Source organism: Geothrix sp. 21YS21S-2 (genome assembly GCF_030846775.1).
GTDB lineage: Bacteria > Acidobacteriota > Holophagae > Holophagales > Holophagaceae > Mesoterricola.
The window spans coordinates 4,790,333-4,806,733 of the sequence record NZ_CP132910.1; the positions used below are offsets into that span (position 1 = coordinate 4,790,333).

10 protein-coding genes and 1 pseudogene are annotated in these 16,401 nt (G+C 68.6%); 2 read left to right on the forward strand and 9 right to left on the reverse strand.

Annotation, left to right across the window (positions count from 1 at the left end):
* Positions 1 to 797 precede the first annotated feature (797 nt).
* The 5 genes and pseudogenes from RAH40_RS21085 to RAH40_RS21100 all read right to left on the reverse strand — a co-directional run bounded on the left by RAH40_RS21085 (position 798) and on the right by RAH40_RS21100 (position 4,798).
* Positions 798 to 1,628: a transposase gene (locus RAH40_RS21085; RefSeq protein WP_306599606.1), complete on the reverse strand. Its 831-nt coding sequence runs from the start codon at positions 1,626 to 1,628 to the stop codon at positions 798 to 800.
* Positions 1,629 to 1,742: pseudogene (locus RAH40_RS23105) on the reverse strand (transposase zinc-binding domain-containing protein); the annotation flags it as partial.
* 129 nt (positions 1,743 to 1,871) lie between these two features.
* Positions 1,872 to 3,383: a sigma-54 dependent transcriptional regulator gene (locus RAH40_RS21090; protein ID WP_306599607.1), complete on the reverse strand. Its 1,512-nt coding sequence runs from the start codon at positions 3,381 to 3,383 to the stop codon at positions 1,872 to 1,874.
* A 23-nt stretch (positions 3,384 to 3,406) separates the two neighbouring features.
* Positions 3,407 to 4,144 carry a helix-turn-helix domain-containing protein gene (locus RAH40_RS21095; RefSeq protein ID WP_306599608.1) on the reverse strand — a complete coding sequence of 246 codons (738 nt, stop codon included), beginning with the start codon at positions 4,142 to 4,144 and terminating at the stop codon, positions 3,407 to 3,409.
* A 3-nt stretch (positions 4,145 to 4,147) separates the two neighbouring features.
* A complete protein-coding gene (locus tag RAH40_RS21100) occupies positions 4,148 to 4,798 on the reverse strand; it encodes a hemolysin III family protein (RefSeq protein WP_306599609.1) in 651 nt (216 codons plus the stop codon).
* Positions 4,799 to 4,987: 189 nt separating this feature from the next.
* Here RAH40_RS21100 and RAH40_RS21105 point away from each other — a divergent pair, with 189 nt between their 5' ends.
* Positions 4,988 to 6,340, forward strand: coding sequence for an OmpA family protein (locus RAH40_RS21105; protein WP_306599610.1), 1,353 nt, complete (start codon positions 4,988 to 4,990; stop codon positions 6,338 to 6,340).
* A gap of 154 nt (positions 6,341 to 6,494) precedes the next feature.
* Here the strand turns inward: RAH40_RS21105 and RAH40_RS21110 are convergent, their stop codons facing one another.
* The 3 genes from RAH40_RS21110 to dacB all read right to left on the reverse strand — a co-directional run bounded on the left by RAH40_RS21110 (position 6,495) and on the right by dacB (position 10,467).
* Entirely contained in the window at positions 6,495 to 8,252 is a 1,758-nt protein-coding gene (locus RAH40_RS21110; protein ID WP_306599611.1) for a 30S ribosomal protein S1, read from the reverse strand.
* Positions 8,253 to 8,358: 106 nt separating this feature from the next.
* Positions 8,359 to 9,027 (reverse strand): phosphoribosylanthranilate isomerase, encoded by a 669-nt coding sequence (locus RAH40_RS21115; RefSeq protein WP_306599612.1) that lies wholly within the window; start codon positions 9,025 to 9,027, stop codon positions 8,359 to 8,361.
* Between the two features lie 42 nt (positions 9,028 to 9,069).
* A complete protein-coding gene (gene dacB / locus RAH40_RS21120; protein WP_306599613.1) occupies positions 9,070 to 10,467 on the reverse strand; it encodes a D-alanyl-D-alanine carboxypeptidase/D-alanyl-D-alanine-endopeptidase in 1,398 nt (465 codons plus the stop codon).
* A gap of 333 nt (positions 10,468 to 10,800) precedes the next feature.
* Between dacB and RAH40_RS21125 the strand changes: the two genes are divergently transcribed.
* Positions 10,801 to 11,790, forward strand: a complete 990-nt coding sequence (locus RAH40_RS21125) for a hypothetical protein (RefSeq protein ID WP_306599614.1) — start codon at positions 10,801 to 10,803, stop codon at positions 11,788 to 11,790.
* 94 nt (positions 11,791 to 11,884) lie between these two features.
* Here the strand turns inward: RAH40_RS21125 and RAH40_RS21130 are convergent, their stop codons facing one another.
* The gene (locus RAH40_RS21130) at positions 11,885 to 15,763 is read right to left on the reverse strand and encodes a hypothetical protein (RefSeq protein WP_306599615.1); all 3,879 of its coding nucleotides are present in this window, start codon (positions 15,761 to 15,763) and stop codon (positions 11,885 to 11,887) included.
* Positions 15,764 to 16,401: the final 638 nt, after the last annotated feature.

Below are 16,401 nucleotides of genomic sequence, written 5' to 3' on the forward strand. Positions count from 1 at the left end.
ATTTTTTCGCTTAATGACTCATTTTATACGGGATCTGATTCGGGTGATAGCTGCTAAGCGAAGTCAAATTCATGGCAAATTGAACAGAGGTGGTGAATGGTTAAAATGAATAATATCAATATTATACGAATCGCAATTATTTTGCCTTGTGTTGCTCTTAAGCAACCCATTAATAATTTCCTTGGTATTGGCAATTGTATTCATGATTTGACTCTATTCCAGCGGTTCGTGTTTGAGATCGTAACGCTTTTGGGCCTGTTCTACATGTTTGGCTTCATTGTATTTAATTTTTTTAAATTATGTTATCCGTCTTGTTCTGCCAAAATGAATGAGCTGATCCACAAGAATTCAAGATAACCGCCCTGCGAATCACCCCTGATCCGGCGTCGGACAACTTTCCTTCCCCAATTCCGGTCCTTTATCCCAAACCTGGCGGCCGCGTCGTTTGGGATGATGGTATTAATTGCAGCCGCTAACCTTCCCGGGTGGTCCGGAGAAGGGCAGGACCTTCAAGGCGCCTTGAAGTCCGTGGAGGCTTTCTGCTCAGCCGAGTTCGACGGCAAGTATCAGAATAGTTAGTAAATCGGGCTCGCAGGAACACGAACGCACACCTGTGCCGGCGCGATGACGCGCAGCCCGATCTTACGTTCTTGGACAGGCCCGGATCGGTCCCTGGACCCGAGCTTCGCCCTTCGGGATCACTGTTCCCGGCGGTAGGCTGAGATGCGGAAAGACCCTGGTCCACCTACCCCAATCGGGCAGGCCGGGAACTGACGTCACGGGCGTTGCAGGGACGGTCAGCTTGGATCGTCCCCGGGCGGTGCGGGGACGGCGGCGGGCAGGGGTGTCCGGCGGAGGGCGCCACCGCAAACGGGGCAGATCTGGGATTCGCGCTCCAGACGTTCCAGATCAGACGGGTCCTTCCGGGGCTTCTTGCAGGTACCGACGATGGCCCTGGCCTTCTCCAGAAGGCCGCCAGCCTGGAGGGAGCCGTAGAGGCCGGCATGACGGATCTTGTGGAAGCCCGGGGGAAGGACGTGCTGAACCAGGCGCTCGAGGAATTCCACGGGGTGGACCGTGGCGGTCTTGCCGTTCTTGGTGGCGAACGTCACCCGGTCCTCGGTGACGTTCAGGAGCCGGGAGTTGGCGATGCCGACCCAGCGGGTATACCGGGCCAGGTAGCCGGCCACGTGGCTGGAGTGCGCGAATGGCTTCTTGGCGTGGACGCCCCAGTCCAGGTCGCTGACCGCGGCCATCCGGGTAGCGTAAAGTTCCTTCTGAACCTCCGGGAAGGCGCCCTTCTCCTGGAGCCTGCCCAGGGCGTTGAGCATCTTGGCCCGGAACACCTCACCCATCATGGCCACCGGGAACAGGTACCTCTTCCCACTGGGGATGAAGCTTCCGCCGTCGAAGGCGAGGCCCCCGGCGGTGACCCGTACGTGGAGGTGGGGGTGGAAGGTCAACTCCCGGGTCCAGGTGTGAAGCACCAGCAGCAGGCCCGGGGTGGCCTTCAGGCGGGTCCGGAACAGCTTCAGAAGGGTCCGGGTCGCGGCCCGAAATAGGGCGCCGTAGAACTTGGCCGGGTACTGCCGGGCCAGGAACCGCAATTCCGCCGGGAGGGCGAACACCAGGTGGTAGTGGGGCAGGTCCAGAAGGCGCTGGGTCTCCTTGTCGAGCCAGCGTTCCTGGGCCAGGGCCTGGCACTTGGGGCAGTGCCGGTCGCGGCAGGAGTTATAGGCAATTTAGGGCCGAGTTGTGGAGGGCCAGCCGGGAGGCACCGATCGCCTGCTGCCGGAGGACGTCCACCCGCCTCCGCACCGATTCCTGGCTGGCATCGGATGGGTCGTGGCCCAGAATTTCCTCGGAGCCGCCTAGTCTTCCCGGCCGTGCCCGCTGAGCGGGATGTCGTAGCCGGCGTCCCGGTATTCGTTGATCTTGTTCCGCACGGTGCGCAAGGCGATGTCCAGCTTCTGGGAGCAGTGGGTGCGGTTCCCCTCCAGGGCCGAGAGCGTGGACAGCAGCCAGAACCGCTCCAGCTCGGGCAGGGGGATGCCCAGGGGCAGGGCCACCAGGGTGCCCAGGGGCACGCCCTTCAGGGGCTCGGCGGGGTCGGCGATGCGCAGGTCGCCGGAGGCGGCGGGGGGGGCGGGCAGGGCCTCCTCCAGGGGGCGCAGGAAGGGGGATTCCCGGGGCGGCTCGGGGGGGTCCTCGGGCAGGCCTTCCAGCTGGGCGGGGTCCAGGAGCCAGGCGAGGTCCTTGTGGGTGAGGAGGTCGCCGGGGTTCAGCACCACGCAGCGCTGCACGGCGTTCTCCAGCTCGCGGATGTTGCCGGGCCAGGGGTGGCGGGTGAGGGCCTCCCGGAAGCTGGGGGAGAGGCGGGGGGTGGGGCGGTCGTTCTCCCGGGCGTAGCGCTCGGCGAAGTGCAGGGCCAGGAGCTCCAGGTCGGCGGTGCGCTCCCGAAGGGGGGGCAGGCGCAGGGGGATGACGTTGAGGCGGTAGTAGAGGTCCTCCCGGAACCGGCCTTCCTTCACTTCCGTGGCCAGGTCGCGGTTGGTGAGGGCAATGAGGCGGACATCCACGGCGATGGGGCGGTTTCCGCCCAGGCGATCGACGGTGCGCTCCTGGATGGCCCGCAGGAGCTTGCCCTGGAGGGCCAGGGGCAGTTCGCCGATCTCGTCCAGCACCAGGGTGCCGCCGTCGGCCTGCTCGAAGCGGCCCGGCTTGGCGCTGGTGGCGCCGGTGAAGGCCCCCTTCTCGAACCCGAAGAGCTCGGATTCCAGGAGGTTCTCGGGGATGGCCGCGCAGTTGATGGCCACGAAGGCCGCCTTGCGCCGGGGGCTGGAGGTGTGGATGAGCTTGGCCAGGAGCTCCTTGCCGGTGCCGCTCTCGGCCTGGATGAGGATGGTGGCCTTGCTGTCGGCGGCGCGCCGGGCCAGGGCCAGGGTCTCGGCCAGGGCCGGGTCCTGGGTGAGGATGACGGGGGCCTCGGCGGGGATCTCGGCCTTGAGGCGGTCGTCGCTGCGGATGGCCTTGCGCACGGCCTGGACCAGCTCGTCGGGGCTGAAGGGCTTGGAGAGGTAGTCGAAGGCCCCCAGGCGCATGGCCTCCCGGGCCGTGTCCAGGCTGCCGAAGGCCGTCACCAGGAGCACCGGGAGGCCCGTGTCCAGGGCCTTGAGCCGCGCGGTGAGCTGGAGGCCGTCCATGCCGGTCATGCGCAGGTCGGTGACCACGGCGTCGAAGGCGCCGGGCCGGGTCATGCGCAGGGCGTCCTCGCCGGACCGCGCCTGTTCCGTGACGAAGCCGGCGCGCTTGAGGCTCAAGGCCATGCCATCCCGCATGCCGGGATCGTCATCCACCACCAGAACTCTCAGAGGATTCGCCATGGTCCGCCCTGTCTCCATTCAGTTTATCGGTGTGGATCCAGGATGTTGGAGTTTTGTCCGCGCAGGAGCCTTTTGGGGCCTTCCGCCGTGGGAGCCTCGCCCCGCACCGGGTCCCCGTGGCGCGCGATGAGGAGGTACAGGTGCCTGCGGCTCACGCCCAGGCGCTTCGCGGCCTCCACCCGGTTGCCGTAGCTGCGCCGCAGGGCGCGGTGGAGCAGGAGCCGCTCCAGCACGTGGAGGTTGGCGGCGAGGTCCTCGGTGTCGGCCAGGGGCAGGCGCGGGGTGGCGTCGTCGGGCAGCTGGCCCAGGAGCTTCCACCGCACCAGCCGGTTCCGCAGCCCGCGCAGGTTGCCGGGGCAGGGCAGGGCCGTGAGGAGCGGCGGCAGGGGGCCGGTGACGCCCTCCTCCCGGGCCATGATCCAGAAGGTTCGCTCCAGATCGCCCTCCTCCTCCTCGAGACTGGGAAGCCGGAACGGGAGGCAGCGGGAGGCGGCCCGCGCCACCGCCGGATCCTCGGGGGGCAGATGGGAGGCCAGTACGCCGGCGGGGTGCGCTTCGATCCAGGCGCCCAGCGCGGCCGGGTCCAGGCCCTCGGCGTCGTCCTGGAAGGGGGCGCCGCGGCCCCGGGCCAGCCAGGCCCCCAGGGTGCTCAGGCCGCAGCCGGCCTCGCCGTAGACCCACAGCGGCCCCGGATGGCCCAGGAGCACGTCCAGGGAGGCTCCCCACCTCCCGTAGCCAGGCAGTCCCTCCAGGCCCGCCATGGGCTAGGCCCGCGGGATGACGAAGAACAGCACCGAGGCCACGTGGCAGGCGCTGCCCCCGAGCACGAAGAGGTGCCAGACGGCGTGATGGAACTTCATGCTCTTCCACGCGTAGAAGACGGTGCCCAGCGTGTAGAAGAGCCCGCCCGCGCCCAGCCAGAAGAGGCCTCCCGGGGGCAGGTGCTGGGCCAGGGGCTTGGCCGCGATCACGACGATCCAGCCCATGCCCAGGTACACCGCCAGGCTCAGCCAGGAGAGACGGCGGATGAAGATGCTCTTGAAGACGATGCCCAGCACCGCCAGGCCCCAGATCACCCCGAAGATGCTCCAGCCCCACCCCGCCGGCAGCGTGCGCAGGCAGAAGGGGGTGTAGGTGCCCGCGATGAGCACGAAGATGGAGTTGTGGTCCAGGACCTTGAAGACGAACTTCACCCGCGGGCCGCGGAAGGCGTGGTAGAGGGTGCTCATGGAATAGAGCAGCACCAGCGAGGCTCCGAAGATGGAGGCGCCGACGATGTCCCGGGCCGAACCGTGGAGGCTGGCCTGGACCACCATGACCACCAGGGCCGCCACGCCCAGGACCGCGCCGAGACCGTGGGTGAGGCTGTTGGCGAATTCCGCGGCGGGGCCTTGGGCTTCGGGATGGGCTTGCATGGGAGATCCTCGTTCGAATGATGGCATGGGTCCGCGGGGGCTTCCCACCATTGTTCCAGCGGGCGGGCCACGACTGGATGGAAATTTCATTCCGGAACGGATTCGGCCCGGGGTGAATCCTCCGGCCCCTCCGCCCCACATAGGAGGCAGTCCGTGTCCTGTGCGGACCCACCCCCCTGGAGGAGCACGATGCCCCGAGCCATTCCCTGGCCCCTGCTGGTCCTGTGTGCGTTCGCCCCCTTGCATCCGGCGTCCACCCAAGCTTTTCATTATCCGTTCGTGGAGGGATCCACCCTCATCGGCTTCCGCGGAACGGCCCTGTCCCCCGGCGCCTCCGGCCAGGCGATCGTGCGCGGGGAGGGGGGCCGGATGCGGGTCCACGCCCATTTCGCGGGCCTGGAGCCCGCCAGCCGGTTCGGCCCCGGCTACCTCACCTACGTGCTCTGGGCCGTCTCGCCCCAGGGCCGGACCGTGAACCTGGGGGAGGTCGCGGCGGTGCGCGGGAAGGCCCACGTGGTGGCCATCACCCCCTTCCCGTCCTTCGGGCTCATCGTCACCGCCGAGCCCCACTTCGCCGTGACCCGGGTGAGCGACGCCCTGGTCCTGGAGAACCAGCCGGTGCGCGGCGCGCGGCCGGCCTTGGAGGCGGTGGAGGCCCCCCTCGGCCCCGGCACCGGCCACGGCCTGGAGCCCGGCACCCCCGCCCCCCGGGACCCCACGGCCTCGCCCTACGTCTTCCAGGCCCGCAATGCCGTGCGGCTCGCCGAGGCCGAGCAGGCCGAGGCCTTCGCCCCCGCGGAGTACCGCGCGGCCCTGGGGGAGCTCGGCCGCATGGAGGCGGAAAAGCACCTGGGGGGGAAGGAGGCCGTCCTGGCCGCGCGGCGGGCGGTGCTGCAGGCGGAGGACGCCCGCATCGTCGCCGGCCGGCAGAAGGAGGCCCTCCTCCTGGCCCGGGAACGGGAGACCGCCGAGGAACTGCGGGCCAGCCTGGAATCCGCCCGCGCCCAGGCCGACGCGGCCCGGGTCCAGGCCGATGCCGCCCGCGCCACCGCCGACGCGGCCCGGGCCGCGGCGGCCAGCGCGGCCCGCGGAAAGGAGCGGGAGGTCACCCAGGCCCAGCTGGAGGTGCGCCGCCGGCTCATCGAGCAGCTCAACCGCCTGCTCCAGACCCGCGAAACGGAGGAGGGCCTCATGGCCACCCTCACGGACGTGGCCTTCCCCTCCGGAAGCAGCCGCCTGTCGGCGCCCGCCCGGGTGAACCTGGCCAAGATCGCCGGCATCCTCCTGACCCGTCCGGGCCTGAAGATCCGCGCCCTGGGCCACACCGACGCCACCGGGAGGCCCGCCCTGAACGCCCGCCTATCCCGCCAGCGGGCCGAGGCGGTGCGGAGGTTCCTGGCGGGCCAGGGCCTCGCCGCGGGCAGCCTCCAGGCCGAGGGGCTCGCCGCCTCCCGTCCCGTGGCGCCCAACGAGACCCGCGAGGGCCGGATGCGCAACCGCCGGGTGGAGCTGGTCGTCAGCGGGGACCCGATCGGGTTGTGACCCGGTACGTGAAAAGGCCCCGCAACCGGAGTTGCGGGGCCCTTTCCCTGGTGCGGCTGCCTAGTCCTCGCGCTCGACGTTCTTGAACGCGTCGGCCAGGGTGGCCTTCCTCTTCGCCTGCGGCTCAGACTCCACCGACAGGGCGAACGGTTGCCTAGTCCTCGCGCTCCACGTTCTTGAACGCGTCAGCAAGGGTGGCCTTCTTGAACGGCTGCAGGTTCTTGGCGGTCTCGATCTCGCCGCGCTCCGCGTCCATCTCGTACTGCTTCACGGAGAGGCCGATGCGGTGCTCGGTGGGATCCAGCTTGACGATCTTCATCGTCAGTTCCTGGCCGGCGGCGAATTCCTTGGTGATCTCCTCGACCCGCTTGCGGCTGAGCTCGGAGACGTGCACCAAGCCCTCGATGCCCTCGCCCAGGTCCACGAAGGCCCCGAAGTCGGTGAGGCGCGCGATGCGGCCGACGATGGTGTCGCCCACGTGGTGGCCTTCGAAGAAGATCTCCCAGACGTTGGGCTCCATCTGCTTGACGCCCAGGCTCATGCGCTGGTTCAGGGGATCCAGGCTGAGGACCTTGGCGGTGACGCTGTCGCCCTTCTTCACGATCTCGCCGGGGTGCTTGATCTTCTTGGTCCAGCTGAAGTCGGACACGTGGATCAGGCCGTCGATGCCCTCTTCCAGCTCGACGAAGGCGCCGAACTCGGTGATGTTGCGCACCAGGCCGGTGACGATCTGGCCGATGTTGTACTTCTCGGCCACTTCCATCCAGGGGTTGGGGGTGATCTGCTTCATGCCGAGGCTGATGCGGCGGCTCTCGGGATCCACCTGCAGGATCTGGGCCTCGACCATGTCGCCGAGGTTGACCATGCCCTTGGCGGACTTGACCTTCTTGGTCCAGCTCATCTCGGAGACGTGCACCAGGCCTTCGACGCCGGGCTCGAGCTCGACGAATGCGCCGTAGTCGGTGATGGAGACGACCTTGCCCTTGACCGTGGCGTTGACGGGGTAGCGGTCCTCGACGGTGAGCCAGGGATCAGCGAACTTCTGCTTGTAGCCCAGGCTGACGCGCTCGGTCTCCTTGTCGTACTTGAGGATGGCGACCTCGACCTTGTCGCCCACCTGGAACATCTCGGAGGGGTGGTTCAGGCGGCCCCAGCTCATGTCGGTGATGTGCAGCAGGCCGTCCACGCCGCCCAGGTCCACGAAGGCCCCGTACTCGGTGATGTTCTTGACGGTGCCTTCCACCAGCTTGCCTTCTTCCAGGCCGGCCAGGGTCTCTTCCTTCATGTTCGCGTTGATGGTCTCGAGGAAGAGCTTGCGGCTCAGGACGATGTTGCCCCGGCGGCGGTTCACCTTGATGACCTTCATGTCGAAGGACTTGCCGAGGTAGGGGTCCAGGTTGCGCACGGGCTTGGTGTCCACCTGCGAGCCGGGGAGGAACGCCCGGATGCCGATGTCCACGGCCAGGCCGCCCTTGACCTTCTCGAGAACGACGCCGTGGACGGTGAGGTTGGCGCGGAACGCCTTCTCCACCTCGTCCCAGATCTTCATCTTCTCCGCGCGTTCGCGGGAGAGGCGGACGTTGCCGTTCTGGTCCTCGAGGTGCTCGAGGAGCACTTCGACCACGTCGCCGACGGCGACGCCGACGGTGCCGTCGGGATTGTTGAACTCATCGATGTTGACCGTGCCCGAGCCCTTGTAGCCGATGTCGATGATGACATCCTTGCCACGGATCTCCACGACCATGCCGCGGACCACTTCTTCCTCGCGGAGCGCGCGGGTCTCACCCTGAAGGGCGTCGAGGAACTCCTGGCTGTCAGGCGTCTCGTCCTCCAGCATGGTCGCGTCCAGCACCGTGATGCGGCCCATCTGCTTGGAGCCTTTGCCCTTGATGAGTGTTGAAAGTTGGGACATTCGTCCACCTCTAATAGTAGCCCCCTCCTGGAGGGCTGGAATCCCGGCACATGCGTCCGGCAGAACAGGTAGGTTATCGCGGAATTCCAAGATTCGGCAGGGAAATTCAGGCCCCGGCCCGGAGGGCGGCGAAGAACATCTCCAGCTTGGTGGCATTGAGCTTGCCGCTCCGGCGGACCCCGCTGCACAGGTCCAGGCCGTAGGGGCGCACCACGGCCACGGCCTGGGCCACGTTGCCCGGGTTCAGGCCCCCGGCCAGGAATACCGGCAGCGTGGTGGCCTCCACGATGGCCCGGCTCAGCCCCCAGTCGTGGGTGCGCCCGGTGCCCCCCAGCTCCTTGACCGCCAGGGCCGGGTTCCCCGAATCCAGCAGCAGGGCGTCCACCAGGCCCTCCAGGGACCGGGCCTCGGCCAGGGAGGCCTCCCCGGTCACGTGGACCACCTGGACGAGGCGGACCCCGGGCAGCTCCTGCCGGATCTTCCTCAGGTCGGCCCGGGGCACCTCGTCCACCAGCTGGATCGTGGTGGTGCGGCAGAGCCGGTGCTGGCGGAGGATCCCGTCGGCGTCCTGGCGGGAGGTGAGGAGGAAGGTGGCGATGGGCGGCGGCACCGCCGCCGCGATCTCGGCGATGAGGCCGTCGCCGATGATTCCCGGCCCGCTGGGCATGGCCGACACCAGGCCCAGGGCCGAGGCCCCGCAGGCGATGGCCAGCCGCGCCTCCTCGAGGCTCGAGATGCAGCAGATCTTCACGAAGGGCAGATGGGGGAGGCGCAAGGGAGGACCGGTGGGATTTCCCACTCTACCGCCTTCGCGGCCTCACTGCACGCGCGCCGCCTGCTCCGCCAGGAGCACGGCGGCGGCGTCCAGGTCCGCGGCCGGGGCGGGGGACACATGGTTGTTGAGGATGATGGAGAACGCGAGGCGCTCCCCGGCCGCGGTGGTCACGTAGCCGGCCAGGGAATGGGTGTTGCGCAGGGTGCCCGTCTTGGCCCGGACGTTGGCCGCGGCGGGGGAATCCCCCATGCGGCTGCGCAGGGTGCCGTCCACCGCCGCCAGGGGCAGGGCGTCCGCGAAGGCCGGGCCCTCGGGGCGGGCGGCCATGAATTTCAGGAGGGCCGTCAGGGCCCGGGGCTTCACCAGGTCCTTGCGGGAAAGCCCGGCCCCCTCCTCGAGCAGGACGTCCCCGGCCGGAATCCCGGCCTCTTTCAGGAAGTCCGCCAGGGTCGCCAGGCCCGCCTCCTCGGATCCCCCCGCCTGGAGCAGGAGGAGCTGGGCGTAGAGGTTGATCGAGTCCTTGAGGGTGGCCTTCACCAGGTCGCGGACGGCGGGGGATTCCACGAAGGCCAGCTCCACCGGGGCAGGCGCGGTCCGCGCGGCGGCGCCGCCCGTGATCCGCACGCCGTGGCGCTCCAGGGCCCGGCGCAGGAGCCCGGCCGCGAAGAGGGCGGGGCGCCGCACCGGGACGGCGAGGGAGGCCGGGGCGGCGCCGGCGGCGAGGCTGCCGGTGACGACCAGCTCCTCCCCTTCCCAGAGGGCCCGGAGGCCGGGCCCCGCGCCGGTGGAGGTGAGGTTGCGCAGGGGCAGGAGCCCCAGGCCGGGGATCGGGAAGAGGTGGCAGGGCCCCCCGCCGGCCCCCGGGTAGATCCGCAGGTCCACCATGTTGTCGTGCACGGTGAGGGCCGACACGTCGGCCCCGAAGGCGTAGTCCCGGTCCCCGCTCTCCCAGCCCGACCCGAAGGGCCGGGTGCGGAAGAAGCTGTCGTCGCCCACCACGTCCCCCCGCACCACCCGCACCCCGGCGGCGGCCACCTGGGCCGCGAGGGCCTCGAAGGGGTCCGGCGTGCCGGGATACCCGTGCCACCGGGCCAGGAGCATGGGATCGCCGCGGCCGAAGAGGACCAGGTCGCCCTGGAGGACCCCGTCCGGCCCGGGGCGGCCCCCGGCCAGCACCGACGTGCGGATCCGCCGCTCCGGCCCCAGCCTGCAAAGCGCCATGGCGCAGGTGAACAGCTTGGCGTTGCTGGCAGGCACGAAGTACTTGCCGGCGTCCTGCTCGAAGACCGTGCGCCCCGTGTCCAGCGATACCACCGAGGCGCCCCACCTGGAGGCTTCGAAGCGCGGCGCCTGGAGGTGGGCCTGGAGCCGGGTGGCCAGGGGCTGGGCGAAGGCCGCGGGGGCGAGGAGGAGGGCCAGCATGAGGCGGAGGATCGGCATGCCTCCATCATAGACGGCCCGGGCGGCGCCCACACCGGGGCCGGCGCCGCGCGCCGGGACAGAGGGGATCCCGGTGACCGTGATTGAATTGGTCGATCGATCACAAGGGGCTTTCCTGGAGCTGGAAGTGTGAGGCGCCGCCTCCATCCCGCGTGATCAACATCTCATTGCCAGCTCCCCTTCGGGCCTTCCTGGGTTTTTCATGCTAAATTCAATTTGCGTTGATCAAACGAACGAATAACCCGTTCGTGGACGCTCCACCCCCAAGGGTCCCGCTTGCCCCGCCTTGACCCCGGGACTGCGGATCTCCCCGGACCCGCCTTCGGAACCCCCATGCGTCCTCTCCTTCTCCTCGTGCTCCTGGCCGCCGTGGGCGGGTCCCACGTCCGCGGCCAGGAGGTGAGCGCGGCCCTCGGCAGGCTGCATGTCATCGGGGCGCGGGAGGCGACCTACACGTGGCAGTTCCAGTACCTCCATCCCTTGGCGGGAGCCTGGTCGGCGAGCTTCACGTGGCTCAATGAAGGGCACCTGGATGGCCACCACCGGGACGGGGCCTCCGTCCAGGTCTGGCGCTTCCATCGAATGGAGCGGAACAGCCTGCGGCTGGGAGCCGGCCTGGGCATCTACCGCAACTTCGACACCACGCCCGGCCAGGACGGCGGCGGGTACCAGAACGACCACGGCCTGCGGACCCTGCTGAGCCTCCGGGCCCAGTATCCCTTCGCGGGCGGCGCCTGGGAGGGGTTCGTGCAGCTGAACCGCGTCCTGGGCGCCCCCGGGCCCCAGACCCAGGGTTCCCTGGTGGGGGTGAGCACCCGGTTCGGCGGGCATCCGTCGGTCCGCCCTTCCGCCTCCCCGGCCCCCCGTGAGGACCCGGCCAATGAGCTGGTCTTCCTGTTCGGCCGAACCATCCTCAACAGCATGGAAAGCGAGACGACCGAATTCCTGCAATCCTTCGCGGTGGAATACCGCAGGCGGCTGGCCCGGAATGTGGACGTCTCGGTGACCTACTGCGACGAAGGGGGCATCGACGCCGCCAGGCGGGACGGCCTGTCGGTGCAGGCCTGGCTGTCCACCCGGAGCGCCAACCGGGACTGGATGCTGAGCGTGGGCATCGGACCCTACCTCTCCCGCACCTTCCCCGACCGGGGAAAGTCCGAACCCCCGGATACCGTGAACATCCGCTCCAGCGGGCGCATCTCCATGCTGGCGGGACGGAGCCTGGGACCGCACCTGGGCCTGCGCCTGCAATGGAACCGCACCATCACGCTCAACGACCGGGATACGGACGTGCTGCTGACGGGCCTCGCCTATTCCTGGTGAGGCGGGCCTTCCGCGGAACCGCCAGGGCCGTGGAGGAATTCGCGGCCCTGGCGGGTGGGTGTCGGGAATGGACCGGAAGGTCCGGGGCGCCCCGCTACCGGAAGGCGACCTTCATGACCGCGTCCGGGGTGGAGACGAGGAGGTTGCCCGTGGCCGGGTCGACGGAAACGCCCTTGGGTTCGGCGAAGGCCGTCGGCAGCGGTCCGGGGGCGACCCCTCGCATCCTCGGGTACCCCGCAAAGCCCAGGACCGTGGTGACCGTCCCGTCCGGCGCGATCATGCGGAGGGCCTCATTGTTGAAGTCCGCGACATAGGCGTTCCCGTCGGAGTCGACCGCCAGGGAGGCCGGCTTGTTGAAGCGGGCCAAGGAGCCGTTCGCGTCGACGTACCCAGGGTCCGTCGGGAACCCGGGTGCGCCCGCGTCCCCGGCCAGCGTGCTCAGCGCGCCGGTCGCGAGGTTCACCTTCCGGATGGTGTGGGAACCGAAATCCGAAACGAGCAGGCTTCCGGCACCATCCAGGGCGATTCCGAAGGGCGCGGTGAGGGTGCCCTGCCCGGCCGGCCCGTCCAGGGAATCAGCCCGCAGGGGGTCGCCGGCCAAGGTGGTCACCTGCCCGGTCGGGTCGATCTTCCTGATCACGTGGTTGTCGCGATCGGCCACGTAGAGGTTGCCGGCTCCATCCACGGCGATGCCCGAAGGGCGGTTGAAGCGCGCCGCGGTTCCCAGGCCATCGGCAAACCCGCCCGGCTGTGTCACATCCCCCGCCACCGTGGTCACGACGCCGTCCTGCGCGACCCTGCGGATGGCATGGTTCATCATGTCAGCGACGAACAGGACCCCCGCGGAATCGATGGCGATGGCATAGGGCTGGTTGAACCGGGCTCCGGTGCCGGTCGCGTCAACGGCCCCAGGGGTGCCGTTCCCGGCAAGGAGGGTGACGGTGCCGTCCGGCGAGATCCTGCGAATGGCGTGGTTCTGGGTGTCGCACACGTAGGCGACGCCGGCGGCGTCGGACACGGAGCCCCTGGGTTCCCTGAATTTGGCGCCAGTCCCCACGCCGTTCACCGCACCTGCCGAGGGAAGGGTGCCGGCGACGGTATACGTATTGGAGGCCGCGGGAATCGCCCGGATGGCGTTCCCGAAGGGGCCGTTGACGCCGGCTTGGCCATCCGCAAGGAATACCGTTCCGGTCGCGTCCACCGCCAGGCCCCCTGGCTGGGTGAACCGGGCCTGGGTCAAGGGATGGCCATCCAGGGTCCCCATGGCCGAGGTGTCGCCGGCCAGAGTGGAGACGAGGTACCCGTTGGGGGTCTGGGTGAGCTTGCGGACACTCTTGTGCGCGAGATCCGTCACGTAGAGGTTGTTTGCGGAATCCACGGCAATCTGGATGGGATTCGTGAACGTCGCGACCGTGAGGCCGTCACCGTCCGTGACGCCGTTGAGGGTTCTGGCCAGATCCCGGCCCGCGACGGTGGAGACGAAATAGGTGCCGTCCGCCTGCGGCGTCAATTTGCGAATGACGCTGGAGGTCGTATCCGTCACGTAGAGGCTGCCGTTTCCCCCCAGGGCCAGGCCTCCCGGTTGCCGGAAACGCGCGGTGGCGCCTGGCCCGTCCATGAATGCAGGGACGCCATCCTGGCCCGCGATCGTCATCGTCACCAGGGGGGCCATGCCGGGATTGAAGGCCCGGATGGTTCGGCTGCTTCTGTCCGAGACGAACACCTGGGTGCCATCCGGACTCACCGCGATGCCGTAGGGCTCCCTGAAGAGGACGTCACCGTTGGTGCCGTCCGTGGAACCCTGGGTTCCAGGCACGCCCGCGAGGGTGGATACGGTCCCGTCCACGGCGACCTTGCGGATGGTGGCATTGCCGAAGTCCGCCACATAGATGTTGCCGCTGGCGTCCAGGGCCAGTCCCACCGGGGTGTTGAACCGGGCCTCACGCCCTTGGCCGTCCGCGCTGCCGGGGACGCCGGGATTCCCAGCCACGGTGGTCACCGTGCCGTCGGCGGCCACCTTTCGGATCGTATGGTTCAGCGTATCCGCCACGTAGTTGTTCCCAGCGGCGTCCATGGCGAGCCCGCGAGGGTTCCTGAACCGCGCGAAGCGGGCCGCGCCGTCACCATTGCCGTACCCGGAGGGGAAGCCGGCCACCAGTTCGAGGGCCGCCACGCGCACCGTCACGTCGCGGGTGATGCTGTCGCCCCCGGCGTTGGTCACCCGGAGGGCGAAGCGCCGGCCGTTCTGCAGGGGGCCCGTGCTGATCGGCTGGCCGCTGGTGACCGCGCCGAGGGTTTCCACCTGGGCCGTGCCGCCCGGACCGGCGTCGAAGACGGCGGTGAGGTCGGCCTCCCGGCCGGGGCCGAGGATGGGGTGGCTGGTGGTGAATCGGGTGATGGTGGGCATGGGGACGGTGGAGATCGTCCGCTCCGCCCGGTCCACATTGCCGGCGGCGTCCAGGACCGTCAGGGTGTAGGTGCCGGGAGCCACCTGGACGCTGCCGGGACTGGTGACGGCGAGGTTGCCCGGCGAGAGGGTTCCGGTGCCGCCACTGAAGGTGAAGTTGAGGGTGGCGTTCCGCCCCGCCGTGACCACGCTCTGGTTGGGTGCGAACTGGTCGATGACCGGGTAGGTGGGGGTGAAGCCCACCGAACCTTCGCGGGTGGAGCCGTCCGCCAGGGTCATGGCGCAGCGAAGCGTGGCGGGTGCCGGACCGCCGGCGGTGAAGACGATCGCGTTCGTGCCCGCGCCCAGGTCGATGGTGCCGTCCGAGAGCGTCCAGGCATACGTGGCCCCGGGCTCAGGGTTCACCTCCGCCCGGAGTCCGCCCCCGTAGGCGGGGAAGGCCGGCCGGAGCAGCGACACGGCCAGCGCGCCGGGGGCGGGGGCGCTTTGGACCGTCAAGGCCAGTGAAGGAGCATCGATGGAATCGCCGGCCGGGTTGGTGATCGTGCAGTCCAGGGTCAGCGGTCCGGCGACGCCGGCGGTGAAGGTGACGGTGTCGGTGCCGTCGCCTGCGGTGAGGGTGCCATTGCCGATCCTCCACCGGTAGGTGCAGCCGGCCTGGGGAGCCACCCTAGCCTGGTAGCCCGAAATGCCCGCCTGGACAGCGCCCGAAACGGTGATGGGGGTGGCGGCCAGGGCCGGCAGGACCTTCACCAGCGTCTGGGACGACACCAGGGGGGTGGTTCCGCTGTGGACGGTCAAGGTGTAGGTGGTGTCCCCAGCGGGGGTGACCACCACCGCCGTGCCGCTGGTGATGGGCAGGCCGCCGGGCTCGATGAGGCCCGTGCCGCCGGTGAAGGTGGCCATCAGGGACGTGGGCCTGCCGGCGGTGATCCGGGCCGGCGACGCCTTGAAGTCGGTGATGGTGGAGACCCTGACGGCGACCGTGAAGGTGCTGGCCTTGGCCTCCTTGCCGGCGGCGTTGGAGACGACGCAGGTCAGCACCAGGTCTCCGGTGGCGCCCGCATCGAAGGTGACGGTGTTCTCGTTCTGGCCGGAGGTGATGGAGCCGTTGCTGATGCTCCACTTATAGGTACTGCCCGCCTCGAAGGGGACCGTGGCCACCATGCCGGTCTGGAACGTCGCCACCTGGGCCGGCGCCTGGATCTCGGGGGCCGCGGGCGCCTGCGCCACCTTCACGGTGACGACCCGGTGCACCGCGGCGTTGTCGGCGCCCTTGACGGTGAGGGTGTAGTCGGTGTCCTGGTCCGGCGAAACCGTCAGGCTTCCGCCGCTGGTCACGGGGCCGAGGTTCGGATCGAGGGTGGCGGTTCCCCCCTCGAACGCGAACGTCAGGATCGCCGAGTCGCCTTTCGTGATGATCGACTTGTCCGCCTGGAAGCTGGCGATCTTCGGCGCCGCCGGTTCCGTGGGGGTGGGAACGGACCCGCCGGAGCCGGACCGCCTGGTGCAGGCCGGGGCCAGGATCAGGAGGAAGGACGCCGCTGCGGCCGTGATCAGGTGCACGGCCACTCCCGGGGAGGGGGCGGGTGTGGGTTGAGGGTGGATGGGTTCGGGAAGGGCCATAGGTGGGGTCTCCAACTGGATCATTTTAATTTATAGTTAATATAATGCAAACATTTTAGTAACTTCGGCACGATCGATTTCACGATGTTTGACTTTTAAATATTTTATTTTTTAACACTTAGAATTAAGGTAATCGGATTGTGTTTCAGGTCGGAATATTAAAAACATTAAATAAATATACAAATGGAATCCACGGATGGAAGCTCCGGACCGGCCAAGCTGGTGACGCGGCGCCAGGGCGGGCACCGGGGCCTGCACTTGTATAAAACTTAGAATTGTGGTGCTTGCCGATTCTTGAGATCGGGTGGGTCGGAACCTTGGGCCAGGCTTCAACCCCGGCTCACCCCTTAGCGGAGTTCAAAGGTGGCGCCATGACCCCAACGCTCCCGGCCGGACTCCTTCCGTTGGCGCCGGCCCCGCCGGCGGCAACGAACCCGGGCGTCCTGGAGGAAACCGGACCTGCCGCCATCCGAGCGCCACGGTGGAACCCGGGCAGGCCGCCAGAAATCCAGGTACCTAATCCCGGATTCGGCAGCAGGGCCTTGAATTGGCAGTCGCGCCATTTGGAACGCCTGATT